Genomic DNA, 24,305 nt, shown 5'->3' with positions numbered 1-24,305 from the left:
GGGTCGGGGATGATCTGTGCGCGCCGCTCAACCGGCGCCCGGCGCCAGGTCGCTGCCGATCGCGCTCGCCAGCCGGGTGCGGGTGCCCGCCTCGCGCGCCGCGTCGGCATGCGCGTCGAGTCGCGCGGCGACCCAGCGCTCGGCGAACCCGTCGAGGTGGGCGTCGAGCAGGAAACCGCAGTGCCCACCCCAGCGGCTGAGCTCGATGCGGGCGTGCGCCGGCAATGCCAGGGTGTGGAATGCATCGAGCGGGATCACCGGGTCGTCGGCCGCCATCAGGATGTCGGTCGGCACCTGCAGGCCGGCCAGGCGGTCGCCGGCGACCGAGTAGCCATCGAAATAGTTGTCGAGCGTGCCGAAGTCGGTGTGGGTCTGGACCAGCCATTCGGTCAGCTCGCGCATGCCCAGGCGCAGGGTCGCATCGTCGAAGGCGTGGCGATCGGGAAACAGGTCGCGCTTGCGCCGCAGCGACGCGCGCCAGGTGCGTTCGAAGTGCCGCAGGTACAGCCGGTGCCCGCGCTCCATGTACACCATCGTGCGCGCCGGATCGACCACCGGACACACCGAGGCCACGCCGGCCAGCTGCAGGCCGACCGCCGGCGCGCGCAGCGCCAGACGCAGCACGAAGTTGCCGCCGAGCGAATAGCCGGCCGCGACCATCGGCCGGGCCGGAAAGCGCCGCGCCACGTCGAGCGCGGCGTGCACGACCTCGTCGATCCGGTTGGAGTGGAAGATTGCCTCGTTGAGGTGATGACTGCCGCCGTGATCGCGGAAGTTCAGCCGGAACACCTCGTAGCCGCGCTCGAGCATCCGCGCCGCGGTCAAGCGCATGTAGCTCGATTCGGTGCTGCCCTCCCAGCCGTGCAGCAGCAGGGCCAGCCCACGCGACGCGGTCCCGGGCACCACCGAATGCAGGCCGTGCAGGCGAACGCCCTCGCCGCCGTCGACCAGATGCTCGGTGGTCACCGCACCGGTCGCCGCGAGCAGCCGCGCGCCACGTCGGCGACGCCACGGGCTGCTGCCCAGCACGGTCTGTACATGCGGGCTGCGCAGCCAGGCTGGCGGCATGTAGTCGCTGCCGCGCAGGCCGCCATCGGCGCCCGGCAGCCGGTGAGCATCCGCCGTCGCCGACGGATGCGCCGCGGTCATCCCGCCGCCTCCAGCGCCGCGACGATGCGCTCGCGCGAGACATCGGCGATCCGGCGCCTGCCTTCGCCCTCGCCCGGCAGGATCGGCTCGAGGAAGATCACGTCGGCCTGCCGCGGCGCTTCGCCCAGCAAGCGCAGGAAATTGGCGAAGAACGACTCGCGCTCGCGGAACGCCACGATCGTCTGCGCCACGCCGCCGACGCCGTAGCGCAGGGCGACCGGCTGCACCGCGACATTGGCCTCGACCGCGGCCAGGAAGATGCGCGCATGGAACGGCCCGACATGCGTGCCGCCGCGCGTGCGTCCTTCGGGAAACACCGCGACCGGGCGCCCGGCGCGCAGCCGCGCGAGCATTTCCTGCAGCACCCCGCCCAGCGATTCCTGGCTGCCGCGCTGGTGGAAGATCGTCTCCCCGCGCGCGGCCAGCCAGCCCACCACCGGCCAACCGGCGATCTCGCGCTTGGCGACGAAGCCCATCATCCGCTGGCTGTGCAGCGCGACGATATCGACCCAGCTCACATGGTTGGCGACGAACAGCGTCGCGCCGGGCAACGGCGTACCGATCCGGCGCATCCGGAAACCGAACACCCGCATCAACCCGCCCTGCCACCAGCGGATCATCCGATGATCGATCCGCTCGCCGCTGCGCAGTTTGCGTGCGCCGATCGGCGGCACCATCGACAACAGCACCAGCGGCAGGTGCACGAAGACGTGCCACAGCAGCATCGGCACACGATACGCATAGCGCAAGACGCGCACCGACGGGCCGCCGGTGCCGGCATGAATGGGGGAGGACGTCATGCGCGCACCATACCCAAAGCGATCATGGGCGCGCCACTGCCGGGCGAGGACGCGCTCACGGCTTGGGGATCACCGCCAGCGTCAGCCGCGAGGCGCAGACCAGCCGACCGCCGGCATCTTCGATGCGGATGTCCCAGACCTGGGTACTGCGGCCCACGTGCAGCGCGCGCGCGGTGCCGGTGACCGTGCCGCTGCGCACGCCGCGCAGATGGTTGGCATTGATCTCGATGCCGACGACGCCGCAGCCTTCGGGCGCAGCCAGGCCGCCGGCGGTGCTGCCGATCGTCTCGGCCAGCAGCGCGGACGCGCCGCCGTGCAGCAGCCCGTAGGGCTGGTGGGTCCGCGCATCGACCGGCATGGTCGCGCGCAGGTAATCGGGGCCGATCTCGGTGAAGACGATGCCAAGCGTGGCGATCGCGGTATTGGCCGACAGCGCGTTGAGCTGTTCGACCGTGGTGTCGCTGCGGAACATGCGGCGCGGAACTCCGGGCGGGAACGCGCCAGCTTAGGCCGTTCGTCGACGTGGCGCATGCACCGGTGCGTTGCGGTGCGGCCGGACGGTCAGCGACCCATCGGCGTCGCGCGGCCCTGCACGTTGGGGCTGGTCCGGCCGATCAGGCGAAGCGAAACCGCTGCGGCAGCGACCCGGCATCGCGACCGCGGGCACCGACGCCGGTCCGACGGCGGGCGGCCTGCGCGCGGACGGGATCGCGCGGCAGCGAAGACATCGGGGCGAGACGGGCGGCAGCGTGAACGATGGCGAGCATGCGGGTCATGGCAAAGGTCCGGGGCGAGGGCGTGGAGGGACGATCAGGCGACACGGAAGCGGCTGGGCACCGACGACTGGCTGTAGCTGCGCGGCGTGCCGTAGCCACTGCTGCGGCCGTAGCCGACGCCGAACGGACGGACATAGGCAGCGTTGGGGGCGGTCTGGGCGGGGGCGGTCTGGGTCTGCATGGTCGTGCTCCGGTGTGGTTGTGATTCGGTGTGTTGGTAGACTACAACACCACCGTTCGAGAACACCATGTGCCGGAGGTCATATCGGCGAACAACCCTCCATTTGTTCACTTACTGTTCATTTATCAACTTGCCCCGCCTGGCATACGGCTTGCGCGAAAAGCGCCCATCCCAGCCCTCCACCGCGAAGCGCGCAATACTCGTAGGCGGGGAAGGAGCGGACAGCAGGACCGCGCGCCAGTGACCGCCCGCAGGACGAACGGCGCGAAGGGAGGACGGCTCGCGAGTTACCTCCCCCGCCCGCGGGGGAGGTCGGCGCGCGCAGCGCGCCGGGTGGGGGCGCGGGCCGAAGACACTCCAGTCACGTTCCGGCTACGCAGGGCGTCGCTAGGGCACGCAATCAAACGGAGCACTCGCTACAGGATCGGCACCAGGCCTGCCCCGAAGGCGGTCGAAATCCGGGTCAGCAGGCTGCGCCAACCGAGGCTGACTTCGGGGAAGTCACCGACAGGCACGTAACAGGCACGAAAGCCGGGATCGTCGGGCGACAGCGGTTCCGGGCAATCGGGCCCGGGCCGGAACTCATAGCTGGTCGCATAGCGCGTGGGCCACAGGTCGAACACCGGCAATCGCTCGGAGATCTTCGCCATCGTGTAGTCGATGCCGGAGAAGAACGGCGGCTTGTCGCGCCGGGCAATGGTCCACGAGTTCGCCGGCGCGATGTCGCGATGGATGCTCGCCGCCAACCGGCGTGCAAAGGCAGGGTCGGCGATGACGATCGCACTTTCGGTGTTGAGCGTGTCGCCGCGCGGATCGAAGTTGTGCGTGCCGACGACGCCGACCCGGTCGTCGATCACCATCGACTTGGCATGCAGCCCGACGCGCACGCCGGCGCGGTTGAGCGGCACGCGCCGGTTCACACCGATACCGGCGTAGCGCAGCGCCGAGTACTCGCGCGTGAGCGGCGGTGCGCTTTCGGGCCTGGCCGCGAGCGCGGCCTCCCGCGTCGTCGCCACGCCCTCTGCACCGCTCTCCTCGATGTTGACGCTGCCGTCGGCATTCCAGGAGATGCCGACTGCGCCGGTCGCCTCCAGATCGATCGGCGCGTCCTCGGGAAACGGCTTGTATTCGTAGATATGGAAGCCGAAATCGCGCAGATGCCGGCGCTTGTACTTGTAGGACAGCGCGTAGGTGATGAACGAATCGGTCGCCGCCAGGCTGTTGGTCGACACCGTGACCCGGGGCGGATCGGGCCGTTCGCGCAGCGTCTCGAACATCTGCTCGGCCGGCTTGGACAGCACCAGATACGGGGTCTGCAGCAGCACATCGTGGTCGGCCGACTCGATCAATTCGCGCAGTCGCGGTGTGGCGGCGGTCGCGTCCTGCGCGCGCTCGTGGTCGCGCTTGTGCTTGGCCGGCAGGTCGCCGATGAACTCCACGTGGCCCACCTCGAGCGCGGCCGCGGCCAGACGCTGCTGCACCAGCACCGCATCGCTGGCGTCGGCCGAGACCGAGGCCACGCGCTCGGGCCGCGCATAGTCCAGGAACGACACATCGGGCACACCGCCGCGCAGCAGATGCTGGCCGACGTCGGTGAGTTGCTCGACCGGCGTGCTCAGCGACGACTGCCAGAACGCCTCGAAGTTCGCGGCCATGTCGGCCACCACCGGGCCGGCGACCAGAACATCGCGGTCGCGGAAGTTGAAGCTGTCGTTCCAGTCGAAATAGTCGTCCTGGTAGTTGCGGCCGCCGGTGATGCCGACCAGGCCGTCGACCAGCAGCGCCTTGCTGTGCATGCGCTGATTGAGCCGGCGCCAGCAACACGCCGCGGCCAGTGCGTAGCGCGGATAGCTGATGCGTGCGCGGCCGAGCACTGGGTTGTAGATGCGCAGCTCGAAACCGACATGCGCACCGGCCAGCGCGGTGAGGGTCTCGACGGTGCGCAGCGCCGAGAGCTGGTCGACCAGCAGCCGCACGCGCACGCCGCGGCGGGCGGCGGCCAACAATTCCTCAAGCACCAGATGGCCCGAATCGTCCTCGTCGAAGATGTAGGTCTGCACATCGAGGGTGTGCTGCGCGCCGCGGATCAGGTCCAGCCGCGCGATCAACGCATCCTGTCCGTACTCGAGCAACAATGCCGAGTGACGCGGCGCCTCCGGCGCGCTGCGTGCGAAGGCGCGCACGCCCAGTTCACGCAACGGCGACGGCGTCGCGCAGGCGTCGGCACGCTCGCACACGATGGTGGTGTCGCGCGCCTCGATCGCGATCTGCGCCGCACGTTCGCGCTGCGCGGACGTGAGCGTTGTACAGGCGCCGGTGGCCAGCGTGGCCGCCAGCAGCAGGGCACGTCCGATCCAGCGCATCAGTGCGGCTCCACCGCCCGGATCCGCAGCGTGAAGCGGACCTGGTCGGACAAGGCGTAGCCCCAGCGGTCCATCGCATAACGACTTCTGCGGACATCGCCCTCGCCCACGACGTCACAATCCACGGCCGGACGCGTGCACTGCGCCTGCGCAATCCGGAATGTCTCGCGCTGGGCGATGCCGCGGATGCTCAGCACGCCGGTCATCGCACCGCCCTCGCGCGCGAGCGTCGGCGGATAGGGATCGGACACGAACCGCACTTCGGGATGGCGCTCGACATCGAAGAAGCCGGCGCCCCGGGTGATGCGGGTGTAGCTGCGACTGCCGACGATCTCCACCCCGCCGGTAGGCAGCGTCAAGCGCACCTGATGCCGCCCGTCGGGCAGCACCACGATCTCGCCGTGCCAATCGTCGAACCGGCCTTCGAGCTGCTGGCCCCAGCGCGTGCGCAACTGGAAGCCGATGTCCGAGCGCGCGGTGTCGAGCACCAGCGCACGGGTCTCGCTCGCCAGCACCGGCGCAGCCGTGATCGCCGCCAGCCACAGGCTTGCCACCAGCAGCCACGCGGCGACAGGCGAAGGCCTGCTGCCCGCATGCGCAATGCGCCCCCGCGTCGTTGGCATCGTCCCGAACGTGACGCTCAGGGCCACCAGAACGCCGACAGGTCGGCGACGCCCGGCTCGACCGCGGCATCGTCGCGCAGGCTCAACACCGCGATGCTGCCGGGCGGCATGCCGCGGTAGTCGCCCGACTGGCCGCTGTGCAGCAGCGCCGCGAGCCGCTCAAGGCCGGGGTTGTGGCCGACCAGCAGCAACCGCCCGACCTCGCGATGGTCGTCGACCAGGCCGGCCAGCGTGCCGGGCGTGGCTTCGTAGATCGCAGGTTCCAGGCGCTGATCGACGTAGCCGACCACGCCCAGCACCGCCTCGAGCGTCTCGCGCGTGCGCCTGGCCGGCGAGCAGAGCACGCAGTCGGGGATCAGCGCCTTGTCGCGCAGCCAGCGCCCGGCGGCCTCGGCTTCGGCCAGGCCCTCTGCCGACAGCGGACGGTCGATGTCCGCCTGTCCGGGCAACGCAGGGTCGGCGTGAGCGTGGCGGAGCAGGATCAGTTCGCGCATGGGCGTGGCGGTCTCGTCGTCGGGTCGGGATCGGGTGCGCGGTTACTTCTTCAGCCACTTCAGCAGCGGCGTCCAATCGTCCTGATGCTCGCGCACCTGCGCCGAATGGTAGTCGAACAGGCTGCGGCCCAGCCCCACGAGCATGACGTAGGCCTGGCTGTCGCGCAGTTGCGCGACCACCGGGTACGGCCATTGCGCGAGCAGATCGAGCGCCTGCTGCGAGGCGTTGGTCCACGGCCGCAACCGATTGGCGACCAGGCCCACGCGGGTGCTGCCGCGGCGCACATGCGGATGACGGGCCAGCGTGTTCAGAAAGCCCACCGTCGCATCGATGTCGAGCGCCGACGGCAGCACCGGCACCACGATCGCATCGGCGGCTTCCAGATAGGCGTCCAGATCGTCGGCCATCGCACCGGCGGCGGCGTCGATGATCAACCGCGTCGTGCCCTCGGGGATCGCCGCCAGCACCTTGCGGTGCCGCGCGCTGCCGTCGATCGGCAACACCGCGCTGTCGAGCCCGGCGCGGCGTTCGGCCCAGCGCGTGGACGAGTGCTGCGGGTCGGCATCGACCAGCACGGTCGACTCGCCCGCCAGCGCCGCGTGCGCGGCGAGATGGGTGGCGATCGTGGTCTTGCCGACGCCGCCCTTGGAACTGGCCACCAGCACGGTCTTCATCGAAGTCTTCCGCAGGTCCGGTCGATGCCAGCGTACACCGGCGAGCGGACGGACGTGTGTGGAGCCCCGGCCAGGCCCGAACGCAGTCGATTGCGGCGCATCGCCCGGCAGACCCATGCCATCGGTCATGGTTGACGACAACTGTCGTCACGCCTAGCCTGACGACATCTGTAGTCAACCCGGGACAGCACGATGGCCAGATCCACGATCGGAGACCAGGAGCTCGCCTTGCTCCAGTCGATCGGACAGCAAGGCGATGCGACGGTCGGCGAGGTCGCCGCCGATTTCGGCGAGGCGCGCGGCCTGGCGCGCTCGACCGTGCTCACGATGATGGAGCGGCTGCGCGCCAAGGGCTATCTGCGCCGCCACCGCGTCGACGGTGTCTACCGCTATGCCGCCACGCGCGGCGAGGACGACGTGGTGCAGGGCGCGGTCGCGGCCTTCGTCGAGAAGACCCTGCAGGGCTCGGTGAGCCCGTTCGTGGCCTTCATGTCCAAGCGCGGCAAGGTCAGCGACGACGAGCTGGCCGAACTCGAGGCGCTGGTCGCACGCCTGCAATCCGAGCGCGGGGAGGATTGAGCATGGACACCACGATCGCGATGCTGCTCGAACGCCTGGCCACGACCAGCCTGCACGCCCTGGTGCTCGCCGCCGTGGTCTGGGGCCTGTGTCGCTGGCTGCCGCGGCTGTCCGCCGCCAGCCAGTGCTGGCTGTGGTGGCTGGTGGGTCTGCAGGCCGTGCTGGGCCTGACCGTCGGCCCGCTGGAACTGCCGTGGCTGCCGGCCGCCGCCCCGCCGCCGATGCCGGCACTGGCGCTGCCCGCCAGCGACGTCGCGATCGTCGCCGTGCAGGCACCGCAGGTCGCTGCGCCGCTGTGGCCGGTCGCGATCGCGGCGCTGTGGGCCGCCGGCGTCCTGGTGATGGCCGTCGGCACCGTGCGCGGCTGGCGCGAGGCCCGCGCCCTGGTCCGCAGCGCGCGGCCCTGCACCGACGCATCGCTGACCCAGGCGCTGGCGTTGGCCTGCGAGGCCCACGGCCTGCGCCGCGCCCCGACGCTGCGGATCTCCGCCCGGATCGCCTCGCCGCAGTTGGTCGGCGCCCTGCGCCCGACCCTGCTGCTGCCCGAGCAGACCGCGCTCGACAGCGACGAGCTGGACATGGCGCTAACCCACGAACTGGTGCATCTGCGCCGCGGCGACCTGTGGCTGGGCTGGGTCCCGACGCTGGCGCGTCACCTGCTGTTCTTCCATCCCTTGGTGCATCTGGCCGTGCGCGAGTACGGCATCGCCCGCGAGGCCGCCTGCGACGCTGCGGTGGTCGCCGGCGACCACCGCTGCCGGCACGGCTACGGTCGATTGCTGGTGCGCCTGGGCGTCACGCCTGGCCGGCCGGCCTGCCTGGCCAGTGCCTCACCGACCTTCCTGAGCCTCAAGCGGAGACTGACCATGCTCCAGACCACGCATTCCTCCTCGCGCTTGGGCGCTTCGCTGCTGCTGCTCGGGGTCGCCGTCGCCGGCGTGCTGCCGCTGCGGCTGGTCGCAGCGCCCGCCGCCGCGGTGCCGCCGGTGCCAGCCGCTGCCGCGACTCCCACGCGCCCGGTGCTGCCAGTGACGCCGGCAGCGCCTGCCGCGCCCGCACGCCCGGCAATCACCGCAGCAGTGGCCGCCGCGCTCAGCGCGGAAGAGGTCGCCGAGATCGCCGCCGCCGCGGCGCAAGAGGCCGATGCCGCGATCAGGTCGGTCGACATCGCCGCGATCACGGCCGCCGCCACGTCCGAAGCCCTGGCCGCCGCCGCACCCGCAATCGCGTCGTCGCTCGCCTCGGCGACGACGGTCGGCACCCGTCAGGTCCAGATCTCCGGCCGGACGTCCCAAGCCTATGTGCGGAGCCGCGGCGGCGCGGATTTCGCCATGAGCGGGTCGACGGAGGATTTCGAAGAGGCCAAGCGCCAGACCGGCAGCGGCGATGCGCTGTGGCTGCGACGCGGCAACGACCGCTATCTGATCCGCGACCCCGCCACCCTGCGCCGGTTCGACACGCTGTTCGAACCCGTCGCCCGCCTCGGCCGCGAGCAGGGCGAGCTGGGCACGCAGCAAGGTCGGCTGGGCGGCGAGCAAGGCCGGCTCGGCGCCGAGCAGGGCGTTCTGGGCCAGCGACAGGCCCGCCTGGCCACCGCCGCCGCGCAGCGCGCACTGGCCGGCGACGGCGACGTCCCGGCCAGCGAACAGCGCGACCTCGACGAGATCGCCGCCCGCCAGCGCGAGCTCGGCGACCGTCAACGTGCGCTGGGCCGACAGCAGGCCGAGCTGGGCCGCCAACAGGGCGCGCTCGGGGAGCGCCAGGCCGAAGCCAGCCGCCAGGTCGAAGCGGCGCTGCCACGCCTGCTCGACGACGCACTGGCCGCCGGCAAAGCGCAGCGGCTGTAACGGTCCGTCCCTGGCGAGAGAGACACCGTCGCTTGCGGAAGGCCAGTGTCCTCTCGCCTCCATCGCCCCCACCCCACCCTCCCCCGCAAGCGGGGGGGCCTTGCGCGGCGGCCGGCTGGGAGCAACAGCGTGTCCACGACGCACGCCGTGCCGGCCCATCACTGACAACGCACGATGCCGCGACCCGGCAGACTGACCGGCACGAGGCGCTGCGCGCCAGGGAGCGGAATGACACGGACGAGCAAACTCGCACTCGGCGCGGCCGGGATCGCACTGCTGCTGGCCAGCGCCTGCACGCACCGCAGCCACCATGTCGATCGCCAGCTGCTGCTGCCGCTGGGCGCGGCCACCTATACGACGACGTCGACGCAACGGTTCCTGATGGCGACGGCGATCGACGATCCGATGCCGGTGTTTCCGACCGACGGGGCCGCCGACGGCCCGCTGCGGCTGTGCGCGTCGTTCACTGTCGATGTCGAAGGCGCGGTGCGCGACATCGTCATCGAATCGGCAATGGCAGGCTGCCATCGCAGTGACACATCCGGTATCGCGCCATTCGCGCACGCGGTGGACGCTGCATTGGCGCGTTGGTCGTTCGTCGCGGCCGCGGTCTGCACGTTTCCCGACGCGGCGGCCGCCGATGCCGATCCGGGCTGCCGTGGCGACGACGCGGTCGCCGTCGCCGTGCCGGTGCGTCTGACCTACGCGTTCGTGTTCGACGCACACACCGTGCGCGGGCGTGCGATCAGACGCGACTGACCACGCGCACGCGACGCGACGGATCAGCGCATCGGTCGCCAGTCCGCCGGCGGCGTCAGCGGCACGCCCGCCTCCTGCAGCACGCGCTCGACCAGCGCGACCTCGCTGCGGATCGACGGGTCGGCGAGCAGCCGCACGAGTTGCGCGGCGCCGTCGCGCGGCTGCGACCCGGCGATGCGTCCCCATTCGAACATCTGCCAGTCGAGCTTGCGCTGGCGCGACTGCGCGTCGCTCCGCTCGGCGGCGGTCGATGCGGTGCGCGCCAGCAGTTCGAGACCGAGCATGCGACCCAGTTGGGTGTCGGCGGTCTCGGCCATCAGCGTGCCGATATGGCGGCAATCGCGCAGGCGGGCGGCGTCGCCGCGCAGCGCGTCCGGCGTGCAGGCCTGCAGCATCGGCGCCAGGCCCGGCGGCGGGAACGCGGCCCACAGCGTCATCGCGATCGTCGCCGCGTGTTCGTCGGCGATGTAGTCGCCCGCATCGGCGAGCGCCGCGCGTTCGGTCGCGGTCGGCGGGTGGCGCAGCAGCGCAGCCTGGATCCAGCGGACCTGCTCGAGCATGCCCAGGTCGAAGCGGCGCGCGGCGCGCGCATCGGCCAGCAGCGTGTCGACACGGCCGCCCCGATACAGCAGCGGCGCGAGGTTCTCCGGGTCGCTGCCGAGCCAGCGCTGCGCCGCGCGCAGACGAAGCGGGGCATCGCCGCCGGCCATCAGCAGCGCATTGGCGAGCGCATCGTCACCGGCCGTGTCCGCCGCGCTGCGCCGCCAGGCGTCGGCTTGCGCAGCGGCGGGCGCCGCCGACGACGGCGCGTCGTCATCGCGCGGCCCGTAGCCCGCGATCGTGGTTGCCGAGCGCAGCAGCGCCGCCAGGGCGAGATCGCGCGGCTGTCCGCGTTCGGCGAGGGCGGCGGCGCTGCGCTGCAGCCAGTCGGTCCAGGCGCGCTGTTCGGCCTGCGACGGCGCGTCGGTCTGCGGCGCCTCGTCGAAGCGCGTGTACGGCGCCTGCGCCTGGGCGGCGGGAATCGCGAACGTTGCGATCAGCACGGCGAGCAGCATCGGGCGCATCGAGGACTTGGGGATGTCGGTCATCGGTGCAGGATACGCGGTGGGAATCGCGGGATGCCCCCACCCGGCGCCGGCGGCGCCGACCTCCCCCGCGAGCGGGGGAGGTATCGCGATCTTCGGCACTGCAACGCGGCCCTCTCTTCCGCGCGCAGGGCGGTGCCACGATCTTCGGCATTGCAGCGCTGCGCTCCCTCCCCCGCGTGCGGGGCATTGCGCCCTTCACGGGTGGAGGGTTGGGGTGGGGGCGATCGGCCACGAGGGAACGTCGTTTGGATGTCGGGAAAGCCCCGCCCCCCACCCGCAGCGCTGTGCGCGTCGACCTCGCCCCGCAAGCGGGGGAGGTGGCATGTCGAGCGCTGCGGCGAGCGCGGGCGCGTGACGCGCGCGTTGATCAGTACCCGGCGGCCTGGCCGTCCTTGCGCGATTCGCTGGCGCCGATCCAGCCGCCGTGCGGGTTCTTCATGATCGCCTGGTAGCCACCGTAGGGCCCGTGCGAGAAGCGCACCGAGTGGCCCTTCATCATCAGCGCGCGGACGGTCTCGTACGAGAAGCCGCTTTCCAGGTCGAGTTCGCCGCCGTCGGTCATCGCGGTGTTCTGGCCGGTCGGTTCGGTTGAGCCGTCGTGCTGGATCCGCGGCGCATCGCCGGCTTCCTGTAGGTTCATGCCGAAGTCGATCATGTTGATCAGGATCTGCACATGGCCCTGCGGTTGCATCGCGCCGCCCATCACGCCGAAGCTCAGCCACGGCTCGCCGTCGCGGGTCGCGAACGCGGGGATGATCGTGTGGAACGGCCGCTTGCCCGGCGCGTAGCCGTTGGGATGGTCGGCCTTGAGCACGAACTGCTCGCCGCGGTCCTGCAGAATGAAACCCAGGCCGGGCGGTGCCATGCCACTGCCCATGCCGCGATAGTTGGATTGGATCAGCGAGACCATCATGCCGTCGGCATCGGCCGTGGTCAGGTAGATCGTGTCGCCTTCGTCGAGCTGGCGCGGCGTGCCCGGCTGCACCTCGCGCAGCGCGCGGTCCATCGAGATCAGCTGCCCGCGCTCGCGCGCGTAGTCCTTGGAGATCAGCCGTTCGACCGGCGCGGGGTGGAACGCGGGGTCGGCGTACCAGCGCGCGCGGTCGGCGAAGGCCAGCTTCTTGGCCTCGGTGAACAGGTGCACGTGCTCGGGACTGCCGAAGCCGTAGGACGCCAGGTCGTAGGGCTCGAGCAGGTTGAGGATCTGCAGCGCGGCGATGCCCTGCCCGCTGGGCGGCAGTTCCCAGACATCGACGCCGCGATAGTTCGTCGACACCGGCTCGACCCAGTTGCCGGTATGCGCGGCCAGGTCCTCGTACGAGAGGAAGCCGTCATTGGCGGCGAAGTAGTCGCCGATCGTGCGCGCGATCTGGCCCTTGTAGAACGCATCGCGGCCGCCGTCGGCGATCGCCTGCAAGGTGTTGGCGAGGTTGGGGTTGCGCCAGGTCTCGCCCTTGCGCGGCGCGCGGCCATCGATCGTGAACTGCTCGGTGAAGCCCGGCCATTGCGACAGCCGCGGCACCGACCGGTCCCAGTAGTAGGCGATGACCTCGTGCACGGGGTGACCCTCGCGTGCGTAGCGGATCGCCGGCGCGAGGTTGTCGGCCATCGCGCGCCGGCCGAAGCGACCATGCAGCGCGAACCAGCCGTCGACCGCGCCGGGCACGGTGACCGGCAACGGGCCGTGCGACGGGATGTCGGTCAGCCCGCGACGCGCGAACTCGGCCAGGGTCAGCGACTGCGGCGAACGGCCGGAGCCGTCGTAGCCATACAGGCGCCGTGTCTTCGGGTCCCAGACGATCGCGAACAGGTCGCCGCCGATGCCGTTGCCGGTCGGCTCCATCAACCCGAGCGCGGCATTGGCGGCAATCGCGGCATCGACCGCCGAACCCCCGGCGCGCATCGTATCGAGTGCGATCTGGGTCGCCAGCGGGTGCGAGGTCGCGGCCATCGCGTGCGGTGCGAGCACTTCGCTGCGGGTCGCGAACGCACGGCCGGTGATGCGGTCGGCGGCGGCGGCGGGCAGCGCGATGGCCAGGGCGGCGCAGGCGGCCAGGACGAGGCGCATGGCGGGTCTCCTTCGGGTGATCGGCGACAGTAACGTATCGCGGCCGCCGCGCGTCCCAGTCCTCGGCATTGCGTGGACTGCACAGGGTGCGGCTGCGCTGCGCGCGTGCGTGGAGCGCGACAGGCCCTGCGTCGGAAGACGCGGGGCCGTTACGGCGTGGACATCTCCGCGCCCGGCGCAGCATCGACGGCGGGCAGCTGCCCGTCGTCGAAGCGGCCGCGGATCGGGAACGGCTGCGGCTGCGGCCGCGGCACCGGCGCGTCCTCCAGCCGGCGCAGCAGTTCGCTGATGCCGCGGTCGAGCTGCGCATCCTCACCGCGCCACGCCGCGTGCGGCAGGTTGTCGACCGCAATGTCCGGTTCGACGCCGCGCCCCTCGATCAGCCAGCGCCCGTCACGGTCGAACTGCGCGTTCTGCGCCGCGCGCATCACCCCGCGGTCGACCAGCCGGTTGCTGTCGCTCAGCCACACCCCGGCGCCAGCCGTGCGTTGGCCGATCACCGGGCCCAGGCCCAGCGCCTGCACGCCGGCGGAGAAGGTCTCGCCGTCGGAATAGGTCAGCGCATCGCTCAGCACCACCAGGTGGCCGCGGAAGCTCTGCTGCATGTTCCAGTACGGCGCCGATCCCGGCGGCGCCCAGAACGCCCAGGCGCGGCGCAACAGCGTGCCCAGCACCCAGCTGTCGATGTTGCCGCCGCGGTTGCGGCGCACGTCGATGACCAGACCTTCGCGGTCGACGTTGGCGTAGAACTCGCGCGCGAACGCGGCGATGTCATTGGCGCCCATCGCGTACAGGTGCAGATAGCCGATGCGGCCGTCGGTCGCCTGCTCGACATGCTCGCGGCGCGACTGCACCCAGTCGTCGTAACGCAGCTGGGCATCGCGCTCCATCGTCACCGGCACCGCGACGGTGCTGCGCGCAGCGCCGTCGCGGCGATAGTCGAGCCGCACCTGCTGTCCGGCCTGGTGTTCCAGACGCAACGCGACATCGGCGGGTGTGCGCACCGGCTGGCCATTGATCGCGGTGATCACGTCACCGGCGCGCAGCGCAGTGCCGGGCCGGGCCAGTGGCGCGCGCGCGTCGGGCAACTCGGGATCGCTGCGATAGACATGGCGCAGGCGCACGCCGTCGGCATGGGCCTCGTACACACCGCCGAGCGAGGCCGGCACCGGACGCTCGGGGTCCTGGCGGTACTCGCCACCGCGCACCTGCGAGTGCAGCACGCCCAGTTCGGCCACCATCTGCCGCAACAGGTCGTCGAGTTCGGTGCGCTCGCCCACGCGCGACAACAGCGGCCGGTACTTGGCGCCGATCGCCACCCAATCCTGGCCGCGCAGACCGGGGTCGAACAGATAGTCGCGTTGCATGCGCCAGGCATCGTCGAACATCTGTGCCCATTCGCGCGCCGGCTCGACCGCCAGGCGCCAGTCGCCGATCCGGACCTGGTACGGCTCGAGGTCGTCGGGCAGCTTGTCGGCGACCGGGACGAGGTACATCGCCCCCGGCCCATCGCGTTCGGCGGTGCGGTAGAACAGCGTCTTGCCGTCGGCCGACAGGCCGAACTCGGCGACATGCTCGGCGAAGGTCTCGATGCGCGCGCGCTCGGCGCGGTAGGCGATGCTGCGCAACACCGGCGTGGCCTCGGCCTGCGAAGGCTGGTCGAGCACTAACAGGTGTTTCTGGCCGGCAGCCAGCGCGCGATAGTTGCCGGCCTCCACCGGCACCTCGTACAGCCGCGACGACAGCCCGGCGGTGACGATCCGCGGCAGCGCGCCGGACGCGGCCTCTTTTGCGTCCTCGGCCTTCTCGGCCTCGCGCTCGGGGGTGTCGGCGTCGATCGCCGGATCGACCGCGCGCAGTTCGGTAGGCGGCTGGAACGCGAAGCGGTTGTCCGGCTGCAGCGCCAGCGCATAGAGGCGGGTGCGCCGGTCGAACATCGGCCCCATGTTGCGGTCGCCCCAGGGCGCACCCGGCGTCGCCCGGAACTCGCGCTCGGACAGGAAGTACAGCCAGCGGCCGTCGGCGGTGAACGCGGGCGAATGGCTGTTGTAGCGGTCGCTGGTCAGCACATGGCGCTGTCCGTCGGCGACGGTGTAGAGCACGATCTGCTCGCGCTGATAGCTCGTGTCCGGTCGCACCACGGCCAGCGCGCGACTGTCGGGCGCCCAGACGACGCCTTCGTACGCGCGCACTGGGCTCTGGTCGATCCGGCGGTTCTGCCCACTGCGCAGGTCCAGCAGCCACAGCGCACCGCTGAAATCGCTGTGGGCCAGCCAACGGCCATCGGGCGAGGGCGCCAGATCGAAGCGCTGGGTGCGGCCGTCGCGGGTCAGCGCCTCGCCGGGGCCGCTGCCGTCGGCGGGAAAGCGCCAGATCTCGTGCTCGCCGGTGGCATCGCCGATGGCGTAGAGCCAGCGCCCGTCGGGACTGACAACCGCATTGCGCGCCCGGCTGCCTTCCGGCAGCGCCGGCTCGATCCGGCGAAGCGCGCCGGTGCCGGCGAGCGCCACGCGCCCGCGTGCGGTCAGCGCGACCCGGCTGCCGTCTGCGGACACGCGCGCACTGTCGAGGAAGGCCAGCGGCCGGTCCAGCCAGCGCGTGCGCCGCGATGCGGTGTCGGTCGCCAGTGTCAGCACGAGCACACGATCGTCGCCGCTGGCGAGGTCGTAGCGGGCGATGTCGGCACCGCGCTGGTAGACGATGCGCCCATCGCGCAGTTGCGCACCGCGCACCTCGAAATCGCGATGCGCGGTGAGCTGGCGCGGATCGCCGCCATCGGCATCGAAGGACCACAGATTGGGCACGCCGTCGGCATCGCTGATGACGTACAGGCGGCCCTGCCACCACATCGGCCGCGCCAGCGTGCCGACGTGGTCGGCGGCCAGGCGCACGGCTTCGCGGGCGCCGGGATCGAAGCGCCACAGCTGGCCGCGGGCGCCACCGCGGTACTCGCGCGCGTTGTCCTGGGTTACGGCCAGGCCGAAACGGATGAAGTACAGCCGCCCCTGGTCGTCGTACGTCGCCTCGCGCGCATCGGCCAGCGGCAATTCGCGCCGGGCCAGCGTGTCGGGATGCACCGCATGCAAGGTCCACGACCAGGTCGGCCCCACGCGTTGGTCAGTGGCGTAGAGCACCTCGCCTTGCGGCGTCCAGCCCTGCACCAGCACGCGCCCGCCCTCGAAGCTCAGGCGCTTGGGCACGCCACCGGCCAGCGGCATCACATAGGCCTCGGTGGCGCCGTCGTAGTCGGCCGCATAGGCCAGCCGGGTGCCGTCCGCGGAGATCGAGGGCTGGGTCTCGTTGGCCGGATGGCTGGTCAGGCGCCGGGCCTGGCCACCGTCGATGCCCGCCAGCCACAGGTCGCCTTCAGAGGCGAACACCAGATGCGCACCGTGCAGAGCGGGATCGCGGTAATAGCCGGTCACCGCCGACGCAGGCCCGCACAGCAGCAGGCCGAGCAACGGCAGCAGGCACCAGGATCGCAGGCGCAGGGCCCGCGCGCGCAGCGACGGTGAAGTCATCAGGAGTCCCCAGACAGACGCGTCGCCACACGGGCGACCCAGTCCGCGAGCTTAAGCGGCGGGCGAACGTCGCACAGGCGCCGGAAGTCATGCGCGAGCCTGCGCCCATGTGCCCGCTGTCGCATTCTCATGCAGTCATGCGGGATCGCCGCGCCTCCGCCAGCTCGCCAGACACGGCGCGCGCGGCGCCGGGAGAGCGGACGCACGGCAGGTCCGACGCAACGGCAGCCGCGTCCCTCGATGCCCCCGAGCGCTGCCCGCGGCGGTCCCGCACGGTCACCCGCCCGGCGATACCGGGCGGGTGTTCAGATCAGCGTCGCTGCAGCAGCGTCACCACGCTGGAGAAATCCAGCCCGCCGTTACCGGCCTGGCTGTTCATCGCATAGAGGTTGCGCGCCAACTCGCCCAGCGGCACCGCCGCGCCCGTGCCCATCGCGGCCTCCGCGGCCAGGCCCAGGTCCTTGAGCATCAGGTCGTTGCCGAAGCCGCCGGTATAGCCGCGCGATGCCGGCGCATTCTCGAGCACGCCGGGCCACGGATTGCAGACCTCGGTCGCCCAACTGCGGCTGGTGCTGACCGCCATCATCTGCGACAGCACCTTCGGGTCCAGGCCATGCGCGGCGCCGAGGGCGATCGCCTCGCCGGTCGCGGCCATGATCACGCCCAGCGCCATGTTGTTGCACAGCTTGGCGACCTGACCGGCGCCGGCATCGCCCATGTGGAAGATGTTCTTGCCCATCGCCTCGAGCACCGGCCGGGCGCGTTCAAGCGCGTCCGCGCTGCCGCCGACGATGAAGGTCAGCGTGCCGGCCTGGGCACCGGCGGTACCGCCGGAGACCGGGGCGTCGATCATCTGCAGACCACGCGCCTTCGCCGCAGCGGCGACCTTCTGCGCGGAGGCCGGTGCGATCGTGCTGCAGTCGATGACCAGCGCGCCGTCGGGCAGCGTCGCCATCAGGCCGTCGTCGCCCAGGTAGAGGCCTTCGACGTGGCGGCTGGCCGGCAACATCGAGATCACGACCTCCGCCTCGACCACCGCATCGGCAGCGCTGGCAGCGGCGCTCGCGCCCGCCTGCACGACCGGGGCAAGCGCGTCCGTATTGAGGTCGAAGGCACGCACGGCGTGGCCGGCCTTGGCGAGGTTGGCGGCCATCGGCCCGCCCATGTTGCCCAGTCCGATGAAGGCGATGCGAGTCATGTAGTTCTCCAGGTGATACGGATGGGGCGTGCGGTCTTCGACGGCCGGCGGGTCACGCGGCGCGTAGCGCGGCCAGGTCGGCCAGCGGATGCGCGCCGCCCGGCCAATCGGGTGCGACGAGGAAGGTCTGCGCCCAGGCCGGCGTCGCGGCGGCCAGTGTCGCCGGTTCCCAACGCGGGGTGCGGTCCTTGTCGATCAGCAGCGCACGGATACCCTCGGCGAAATCGCCATGCGCGGCGCAGTGCAGTGCGGCGACGTATTCCATGCGGAACACGTCGGCCAGCGACAGGTCGGCCGCACGGCGCTGCAGCTCGAACCCCAGCCGCGCCGATCCCGGCGAACCGGCGGCAAACGTCTTCTGCGCCGCGGCGAGCCAGGCGTCGTCGCCAGCGTCGAGTGCGGCGATCGCCTCGACGATGTCCTCCAGCCGCGCGTGGGCGCAGACCGCCGCCACCGTCTGCGCGTGCCGCTGCAGCGGGCCGGCCTCGACCGAGGCGACGAAGCGCTGCAGCAGCGCATCCAGCCGCGCATGGTTATCGCGGTCGTCGTGCGCCCAGGTCTCGGCGGCGATGGCGTCGTACACCGCCTCGCGATCGGCCTCGGCCAGATGCACGTCGGCCAACTGCGCGTGGATCGCATCGCCCGGCCCCAGCAGCGCGCCGGTCAGCGCGAGAAACAGGCCGGCGCGGTCCGGCACACGGGCGAGTAACCAGCTGCCGCCGACATCCGGGAACAGACCGACGGTGATTTCCGGGAACGCCAGCTTCGAGCGCTCGGTCACCACGCGGTGACTGGCGCCGGCCATCAGCCCGATGCCGCCGCCCATGACGATGCCATGGCCCCAACACAGCACGGGCTTGGGATAGGTGTGGATGCGGTGGTCGAGGCGGTACTCGACCTCGAAGAACTCGGCGGCGTAAGCGTTGTCGCGCACGTCGGTAGCGCCCGCTGCGCGATAGGCGGTCATGCTCTCGTACAGCGCATGCAGGTCGCCGCCGGCGCAGAACGCTTTCTCGCCGGCGCCCTGCAGCACGACCAGGGCGATCGCCTCGTCCTGCGCCCAGGCCACCAGTTGCGCATCGAGCAGCCGCGCCATCTCCAGCGACAGACCGTTGAGGGTCTTGGGCCGGTTGAGCGTGGCGATGCCCACGCGGCGGCCGCCAGCGGCGGCGCGCTCTTCAAACAGCACCGCAGCGGGATCGGCCGCGCTCATGCGTTGGTCCACACGGGGCTGCGCTTTTCCAGGAATGCGGCGACGCCTTCCTTCTGATCGGCGGTGTCGAACAGGTCGACGAACAGTTCGCGCTCGGCGATCAGCCCGGCGACCGCGGGCTGGCTGCGCGTGGTCTGCACCAGCCGCTTGCAGGCCGCGACGCTGGTCGGCGACTGCTTGGCGGCCTTGGCCGCCCAGTCCAGTGCGCGCGCCTTCGCCTCGCCGCGCTCCACGACCTCCTCGACCACACCGATGCGCAGCGCGGTCGCCGCGTCGATGCGCTCGCCGAGCAGGATCATGCGCTTGGCCCAGCCCTCGCCGGCCAGGCGGGTGAGGTTCTGGGTGCCGCCCGCGCATGGCAACAGACCCACAGTCGCTTCGGGCAGCGCGAGCTGCGCCTGCGCCTCGGCGATGCGCAGGTCGCAGGCCAGCGCGCACTCGAGCCCGCCGCCCATCGCATACCCGTTGATCGCGGCGATCGACACGCCGCGGAACGCGCTCAGCGCCTCGAAGGCCTCGCCGAAGCGGCGCGCGGCCTCGCGCGCAGCGGCCTTGTCGCCGGACGCGAACTGCTTGAGGTCAGCGCCGGCCGAGAAGAACTTCTCGCCCTCGCCGGTGATCACCAGCGCATAGATGTCGCGGTCGCCGTCGAGCGCGGCGACCAGGTCACGCAGCGCCGCCAGACTGTGCACGGTCCAGGTGTTGGCGGGCGGATTGCGCAGCGTGACGATCGCGGTGTGGCCGTCGATGTCCAGCCCGAGCCCGGTCCAGTCGCGCTTGCGGTAGTCGTGGGCGGTGTGGCTCATCGCAGGTCCTCCTCGGTGTTGAGCAGATGGCGCGCGACGATCACGCGCATGATCTCGTTGGTGCCTTCCAGGATCTGGTGCACGCGGCTGTCGCGCAACAGGCGTTCGACCGGGTATTCGCGGATGTAGCCGTAGCCGCCGTGCAACTGCAGCGCATCGTTGCACACGGCAAAGCCGGCATCGGTGGCGAAGCGCTTGGCCATCGCGCACCACACCGTGGCATCGGCGCTGCCGGCATCGAGCTTGCGCGCGGCGGTGTGCACCATCTGCCGGGCGGCGACCAGCTGCGTGGCCATGTCGGCGAGCTTGAACTGCAGCGCCTGGAACTCGCCGATCACCTTGCCGAACTGCTTGCGCTCGCGCAGGTACCCGCGCGCGGCGTCGAGCGCACCTTGAGCGGCGCCCAGCGAGCAGGCCGCGATGTTGATGCGGCCGCCGTCCAGGCCCTTCATCGCGATCTTGAAGCCCTCGCCTTCCGCGCCGAGCAGATGGTCGGCCGGCACGCGCACGCCGGTGAAGCTGATCGTGCGGGTGGGCTGGCTGTTCCAGCCCATCTTCTCTTCCTTCTTGCCGTACTCGATGCCCGGCAGGTCGGCCGGCACCGCGAACGCGCTGATCCCGCGCGCGCCCTCGCCACCGGTGCGGGCCATGACGATCAGCATGTCGGTGGCACCGGCGCCGGAGATGAAGGCCTTGCTGCCGTCGATGACGTAGTCGTCGCCATCGCGCACCGCGCGGGTCTTGAGCGAGGCGGCGTCGGAGCCCGCGCCGGGCTCGGTCAGGCAGTAGGAGCCGAGCTTGTCGCCGCTGGCCATCGCGGCGGCCCATTCGCCGCGCACGCGCGGCGTGGCCCAAGACGCGAGCATCCAGGTCGCCATGTTGTGGATGCTGATGTAGGCCGCGGTCGAGGGGTCGGCCGCCGACAGTTCCTCGAAGATCAGCGCCGCATCCAGCCGCGACAGGCCGATGCCGCCGGCGTCCTCGGGCGTGTAGATGCCGCAGAAGCCGAGCGCGCCGGCACCGGCGATCACCTCGCGCGGAAAGATGCCCTCCGCATCCCAGTGCGCGGCCTGCGGCGCGAGTTGCGCGGCGGCGAAATCGCGCGCGGCCTCGCGAAACGCAGCCTGCTCTTCGGTCAGGCCGAAATCGGCGCCGGCGGTGGTGGTGGCCGCCATCATCACTTCAGGCTGATCGTGGTGTTGACGCCGTGGCCCAGCGTCTCGTCGTCGAACCAGCGCGCGGTCACCGTCTTGGTCTGGGTGTAGAACGTCACCACCTGCTTGCCGTACGGACCGAGGTCACCGAGCTTGGACGCGCGTGAGCCGGTGAACGAGAACAGTGGCACCGGCACCGGGATCGGCACATTGATGCCGACCTGGCCGACATCGATCTCCTCCTGGAACTTGCGCGCGGCCGCGCCCGACTGGGTGAACACCGCGACGCCGTTGCCATTCGGGTTGGCGTTGACGATCTCGATCGCCTCGTCGAGCGATTCGGCCGACAGGATCACCAGCACCGGCCCGAAGATCTCTTCGTCGTAGATGCGCATGCCGGGCTTGACCCCGGAGAAGATCGTCGGGCCGACGAAATTGCCCTTGGCGTAGTCGCCGTCGAGCTTGGGGTTGCGGCCGTCGAGTTCCAGCGTCGCGCCGTCCTCGATGCCCGAAGCGATCAGCGCTTCGATCCGCTCGCGCGCCGCGCACGAGATCACCGGGCCGACATCGGTGCCGGCCTCGGTGCCGCCGCCGACCTTCAGTGTCTTGGCCTTGGCGACGAGGTCGGGAATCCAGGCCTGCGCCTCGCCGACCAGCACCGCGGTGCTGGCGGCCATGCAGCGCTGGCCGGCCGCGCCGAATGCGGCGCCGGCCATCGCGTTGAGGGTCTGCTCCTTGTTCGCGTCGGGCAGCAGGATCGCGTGGTTCTTCGCACCCATCATGCATTGCACGCGCTTGCCGGCGAGCGAGGCGCGGTTGTAGACGTGGGTGCCGACCTTGGTCGAGCCGACGAACGAGACCGCCTTGATGTCGGCGTGGTCGCAGATCGCGTTGACCACGTCCGGGCCGCCGTGGACGACGTTGAGCACGCCCTTGGGAATGCCGGCTTCGAGCGCGAGCTCGACCAGGCGCATCGTCACCAGCGGGTCCTGCTCGGAGGGCTTGAGCACGAAGGTGTTGCCGGTCGCGATCGCCATCGGGAACATCCACAGCGGGATCATCGCCGGGAAGTTGAACGGGGTGATGCCGGCGCACACGCCCAGCGGCTGCAACAGCGTGTAGGTGTCGACGCCGTTGGCGACATTGTTGGCCAGCTCGCCCAGCTGCAGGTTGCCGATCGCCGCGGCGTGCTCGACCACCTCCAGACCGCGGAACACGTCGCCCTCGGCGTCGGGCAGGGTCTTGCCCTGCTCGCTGGTCAGGATCGCGGCCAGCTCGCTCATGTGCTCGCGGATCAGCTGCTGGTACTTCAGAAAGATCCGCGCACGCGTGCCGATCGGGGTCTTGCGCCAGGTCTTGAATGCCTTCTGCGCAGCGGCGACGGCAGCATCGACCTCGGCCGCGGTCGCGAACGGCACACGCGCCAGCACCGCCTGCGTGGCCGGGTTGACCACATCGCGCCATTCGCGGGTCTGGGACTGGACGAACTCGCCGTCGATCAGCAACGGGACGGAGTGCGGGGCATTCGACATGGGACGGGCCTGCGGGCGGGACGGGATTCGCATTATTCGCAGGATCGCGCCGCCCGGCGCCCGTTCATCACCGCGTATCGTGCGAACATCGAGCACATTCTTGCGAAGGTTGCGAATCGTCATGTCCCGCCCCAAGCGCTTCGTCGGTGCCCGCCTGCGCCGCCTGCGCCAGCAACACGGCCTGGCCCAGGCCGCGCTGGCCCAGGCGCTGGCGCTGTCGCCGAGCTACCTCAACCAGATCGAGCGCGACCAGCGCCCGCTCACCCCTGCGGTGCAAGCGCGGCTCGAAGCGCTGCTCGGCCCGCAGCCGACACTGTTCGACGATGCCGGCCCGGCCGCCCTGGTCGGCGAACTGCGCGAGGCGCTGGCCGACCTCGGCGAGACCGCGGCCACGCCGGAGGAACTGGAGACCCTGGCCGGCGACCTGCCCGGCATCGCCCGCGTGCTGCTGGACCTGCACCGCCGTCAGCGCGCGATCCGCGAACGCGCCGACGTGCTCGCCGCGCAACTGGGCGAGGTCGAGCTCGCCGGGCCCGACGGCGACCCGGTGCGCGATTACTTCAACCGCCGCCGCAATCACGTCGCCGAGCTCGACGACATCGCCGAAGCCGCGTTCGGCGCGCACGGGCTGGTCGCCGGCCAAGTCGCCCCGCGGCTGCGCCAGCGGCTGCGCGAGGCCCACGGCATCACCGTGGCGCTGGGCGACGGGTTCGACGACAAGCGCCGCTTCGATCCCGACACCCGCACGCTGTGGCTGTCGGACTGGTTGCAGCCCGGCCAGCAGGCGTTCCAGATGGCGGCCGAACTCGCGCTGCGCGAGCACGGCGCGCTGATCGACACGCTGGTCGCCCAGGCCGGCTTCGCCGATCCCGAACGCGCCGCGCAGGCCCGCATTGGCCTGTCGAACTACTACGCCGGCGCGCTGGTGATGCCCTATGGCGCCTTCCTCGACGCCGCCCAGGCCGAGCGCTACGACATCGACCGCCTCGCCCACCGCTTCGGTGTCGGCTTCGAGGCCGTCTGCCATCGCCTGAGCACGCTCGCCCGCCCTGGCCGGCCGGGCCTGCCGTTCTTCTTCGTGCGCGTCGACCGCGCCGGCAATATCTCCAAGCGCCATTCGGCGACGGACTTCCACTTCTCCCACGTCGGCGGCGCCTGCCCGCTGTGGATCGTCTACGAGGCCTTCAACCAGCCGGGCCGCATCCTGACCCAGGTCGCGCGCATGCCCGACGGCCGCCGCCACTTCTGGCTGGCCCGCCAGGTCGAGAGCGGCCCGACCGGCTACGGCCGGCAGCGCAAGACCTTCGCCGTCAGCCTGGGCTGCGACCTGCGCCACGCCGGCCGCCTGACCTACTCGCGCGGCCTCGACCTCGACGACCTCGCCACCGCCACCCCGATCGGCCCGGGCTGCAAAGTCTGCGAACGCACCGACTGCGTCCAACGCGCCTTCCCGCCCCTGCGCCTGCCGCCCCTCTAAAA

The 24,305-nt window shown here is 71.2% G+C and carries 20 protein-coding genes and 1 pseudogene; 4 read left to right on the top strand and 17 right to left on the bottom strand.

Going from position 1 to position 24,305, the window contains the following annotated elements; genetic code table 11:
* Positions 1-111: 111 nt before the first annotated feature.
* From WAF18_RS02595 to WAF18_RS02555, 9 genes and pseudogenes are all read right to left on the bottom strand, one after another.
* Positions 112-1,086 (bottom strand): annotated as a pseudogene (locus WAF18_RS02595) (alpha/beta fold hydrolase); the annotation flags it as partial.
* Between the two features lie 59 nt (positions 1,087-1,145).
* A complete protein-coding gene (locus WAF18_RS02590; protein WP_337243728.1) occupies positions 1,146-1,949 on the bottom strand; it encodes a lysophospholipid acyltransferase family protein in 804 nt (267 codons plus the stop codon).
* Between the two features lie 55 nt (positions 1,950-2,004).
* Positions 2,005-2,421 carry a hotdog fold thioesterase gene (locus WAF18_RS02585; RefSeq protein WP_183424885.1) on the bottom strand — a complete coding sequence of 139 codons (417 nt, stop codon included), beginning with the start codon at positions 2,419-2,421 and terminating at the stop codon, positions 2,005-2,007.
* Positions 2,422-2,563: 142 nt separating this feature from the next.
* Entirely contained in the window at positions 2,564-2,725 is a 162-nt protein-coding gene (locus tag WAF18_RS02580; protein WP_337243727.1) for a hypothetical protein, read from the bottom strand.
* Between the two features lie 34 nt (positions 2,726-2,759).
* On the bottom strand, positions 2,760-2,906 hold the full coding sequence (locus WAF18_RS02575) for a hypothetical protein (protein WP_183424887.1): 147 nt from the start codon (positions 2,904-2,906) through the stop codon (positions 2,760-2,762).
* A 416-nt stretch (positions 2,907-3,322) separates the two neighbouring features.
* Positions 3,323-5,269 (bottom strand): phospholipase D family protein, encoded by a 1,947-nt coding sequence (locus WAF18_RS02570; RefSeq protein WP_337243726.1) that lies wholly within the window; start codon positions 5,267-5,269, stop codon positions 3,323-3,325.
* On the bottom strand, positions 5,269-5,892 hold the full coding sequence (locus WAF18_RS02565) for a YceI family protein (protein ID WP_337243725.1): 624 nt from the start codon (positions 5,890-5,892) through the stop codon (positions 5,269-5,271). Before WAF18_RS02565 ends, WAF18_RS02570 begins: the two co-directional genes overlap by 1 nt.
* Positions 5,893-5,909: 17 nt before the next feature.
* Positions 5,910-6,386 (bottom strand): histidine phosphatase family protein, encoded by a 477-nt coding sequence (locus WAF18_RS02560; RefSeq protein ID WP_337243724.1) that lies wholly within the window; start codon positions 6,384-6,386, stop codon positions 5,910-5,912.
* A gap of 42 nt (positions 6,387-6,428) precedes the next feature.
* A complete protein-coding gene (locus WAF18_RS02555) occupies positions 6,429-7,061 on the bottom strand; it encodes a ParA family protein (RefSeq protein ID WP_337243723.1) in 633 nt (210 codons plus the stop codon).
* A 192-nt stretch (positions 7,062-7,253) separates the two neighbouring features.
* On the opposite strand from WAF18_RS02555, the gene WAF18_RS02550 reads away from it, so the two are divergent.
* The 3 genes from WAF18_RS02550 to WAF18_RS02540 all read left to right on the top strand — a co-directional run bounded on the left by WAF18_RS02550 (position 7,254) and on the right by WAF18_RS02540 (position 10,246).
* On the top strand, positions 7,254-7,640 hold the full coding sequence (locus tag WAF18_RS02550) for a BlaI/MecI/CopY family transcriptional regulator (protein ID WP_241944957.1): 387 nt from the start codon (positions 7,254-7,256) through the stop codon (positions 7,638-7,640).
* A 2-nt stretch (positions 7,641-7,642) separates the two neighbouring features.
* Positions 7,643-9,487 carry a M56 family metallopeptidase gene (locus WAF18_RS02545; RefSeq protein WP_337243722.1) on the top strand — a complete coding sequence of 615 codons (1,845 nt, stop codon included), beginning with the start codon at positions 7,643-7,645 and terminating at the stop codon, positions 9,485-9,487.
* Between the two features lie 228 nt (positions 9,488-9,715).
* Complete coding sequence (locus WAF18_RS02540) at positions 9,716-10,246, top strand: hypothetical protein (RefSeq protein WP_337243721.1); 531 nt, start codon at positions 9,716-9,718, stop codon at positions 10,244-10,246.
* A 23-nt stretch (positions 10,247-10,269) separates the two neighbouring features.
* Here the strand turns inward: WAF18_RS02540 and WAF18_RS02535 are convergent, their stop codons facing one another.
* The 8 genes from WAF18_RS02535 to WAF18_RS02500 all read right to left on the bottom strand — a co-directional run bounded on the left by WAF18_RS02535 (position 10,270) and on the right by WAF18_RS02500 (position 22,826).
* Positions 10,270-11,334 carry a hypothetical protein gene (locus tag WAF18_RS02535; RefSeq protein ID WP_337243720.1) on the bottom strand — a complete coding sequence of 355 codons (1,065 nt, stop codon included), beginning with the start codon at positions 11,332-11,334 and terminating at the stop codon, positions 10,270-10,272.
* 367 nt (positions 11,335-11,701) lie between these two features.
* Positions 11,702-13,402, bottom strand: coding sequence for a gamma-glutamyltransferase (gene ggt, locus WAF18_RS02530; RefSeq protein ID WP_337243719.1), 1,701 nt, complete (start codon positions 13,400-13,402; stop codon positions 11,702-11,704).
* Between the two features lie 149 nt (positions 13,403-13,551).
* Positions 13,552-16,923, bottom strand: a complete 3,372-nt coding sequence (locus tag WAF18_RS02525; protein ID WP_337243718.1) for a S41 family peptidase — start codon at positions 16,921-16,923, stop codon at positions 13,552-13,554.
* A gap of 310 nt (positions 16,924-17,233) precedes the next feature.
* Positions 17,234-18,133: a 3-hydroxyisobutyrate dehydrogenase gene (gene mmsB, locus WAF18_RS02520; RefSeq protein ID WP_337243941.1), complete on the bottom strand. Its 900-nt coding sequence runs from the start codon at positions 18,131-18,133 to the stop codon at positions 17,234-17,236.
* Between the two features lie 40 nt (positions 18,134-18,173).
* Complete coding sequence (locus tag WAF18_RS02515) at positions 18,174-19,334, bottom strand: enoyl-CoA hydratase/isomerase family protein (protein ID WP_337243717.1); 1,161 nt, start codon at positions 19,332-19,334, stop codon at positions 18,174-18,176.
* Positions 19,331-20,140, bottom strand: a complete 810-nt coding sequence (locus WAF18_RS02510; protein WP_337243716.1) for an enoyl-CoA hydratase — start codon at positions 20,138-20,140, stop codon at positions 19,331-19,333. The genes WAF18_RS02515 and WAF18_RS02510 overlap by 4 nt, the downstream gene beginning before the upstream one ends.
* Positions 20,137-21,315 (bottom strand): acyl-CoA dehydrogenase family protein, encoded by a 1,179-nt coding sequence (locus WAF18_RS02505; RefSeq protein ID WP_337243715.1) that lies wholly within the window; start codon positions 21,313-21,315, stop codon positions 20,137-20,139. The genes WAF18_RS02510 and WAF18_RS02505 overlap by 4 nt, the downstream gene beginning before the upstream one ends.
* Positions 21,316-21,317: 2 nt before the next feature.
* A complete protein-coding gene (locus WAF18_RS02500; protein WP_337243714.1) occupies positions 21,318-22,826 on the bottom strand; it encodes a CoA-acylating methylmalonate-semialdehyde dehydrogenase in 1,509 nt (502 codons plus the stop codon).
* A gap of 121 nt (positions 22,827-22,947) precedes the next feature.
* On the opposite strand from WAF18_RS02500, the gene WAF18_RS02495 reads away from it, so the two are divergent.
* Positions 22,948-24,303, top strand: a complete 1,356-nt coding sequence (locus WAF18_RS02495; protein ID WP_337243713.1) for a short-chain fatty acyl-CoA regulator family protein — start codon at positions 22,948-22,950, stop codon at positions 24,301-24,303.
* Positions 24,304-24,305 lie beyond the last annotated feature (2 nt).

The organism is Luteimonas sp. gir (assembly GCF_037198055.1).
In the GTDB taxonomy this organism is placed as follows: domain Bacteria; phylum Pseudomonadota; class Gammaproteobacteria; order Xanthomonadales; family Xanthomonadaceae; genus Luteimonas; species Luteimonas citri_A.
The sequence above is the reverse complement of the archived record's forward strand: the minus strand, read 5'-3'. Positions and strand labels throughout refer to the sequence as shown.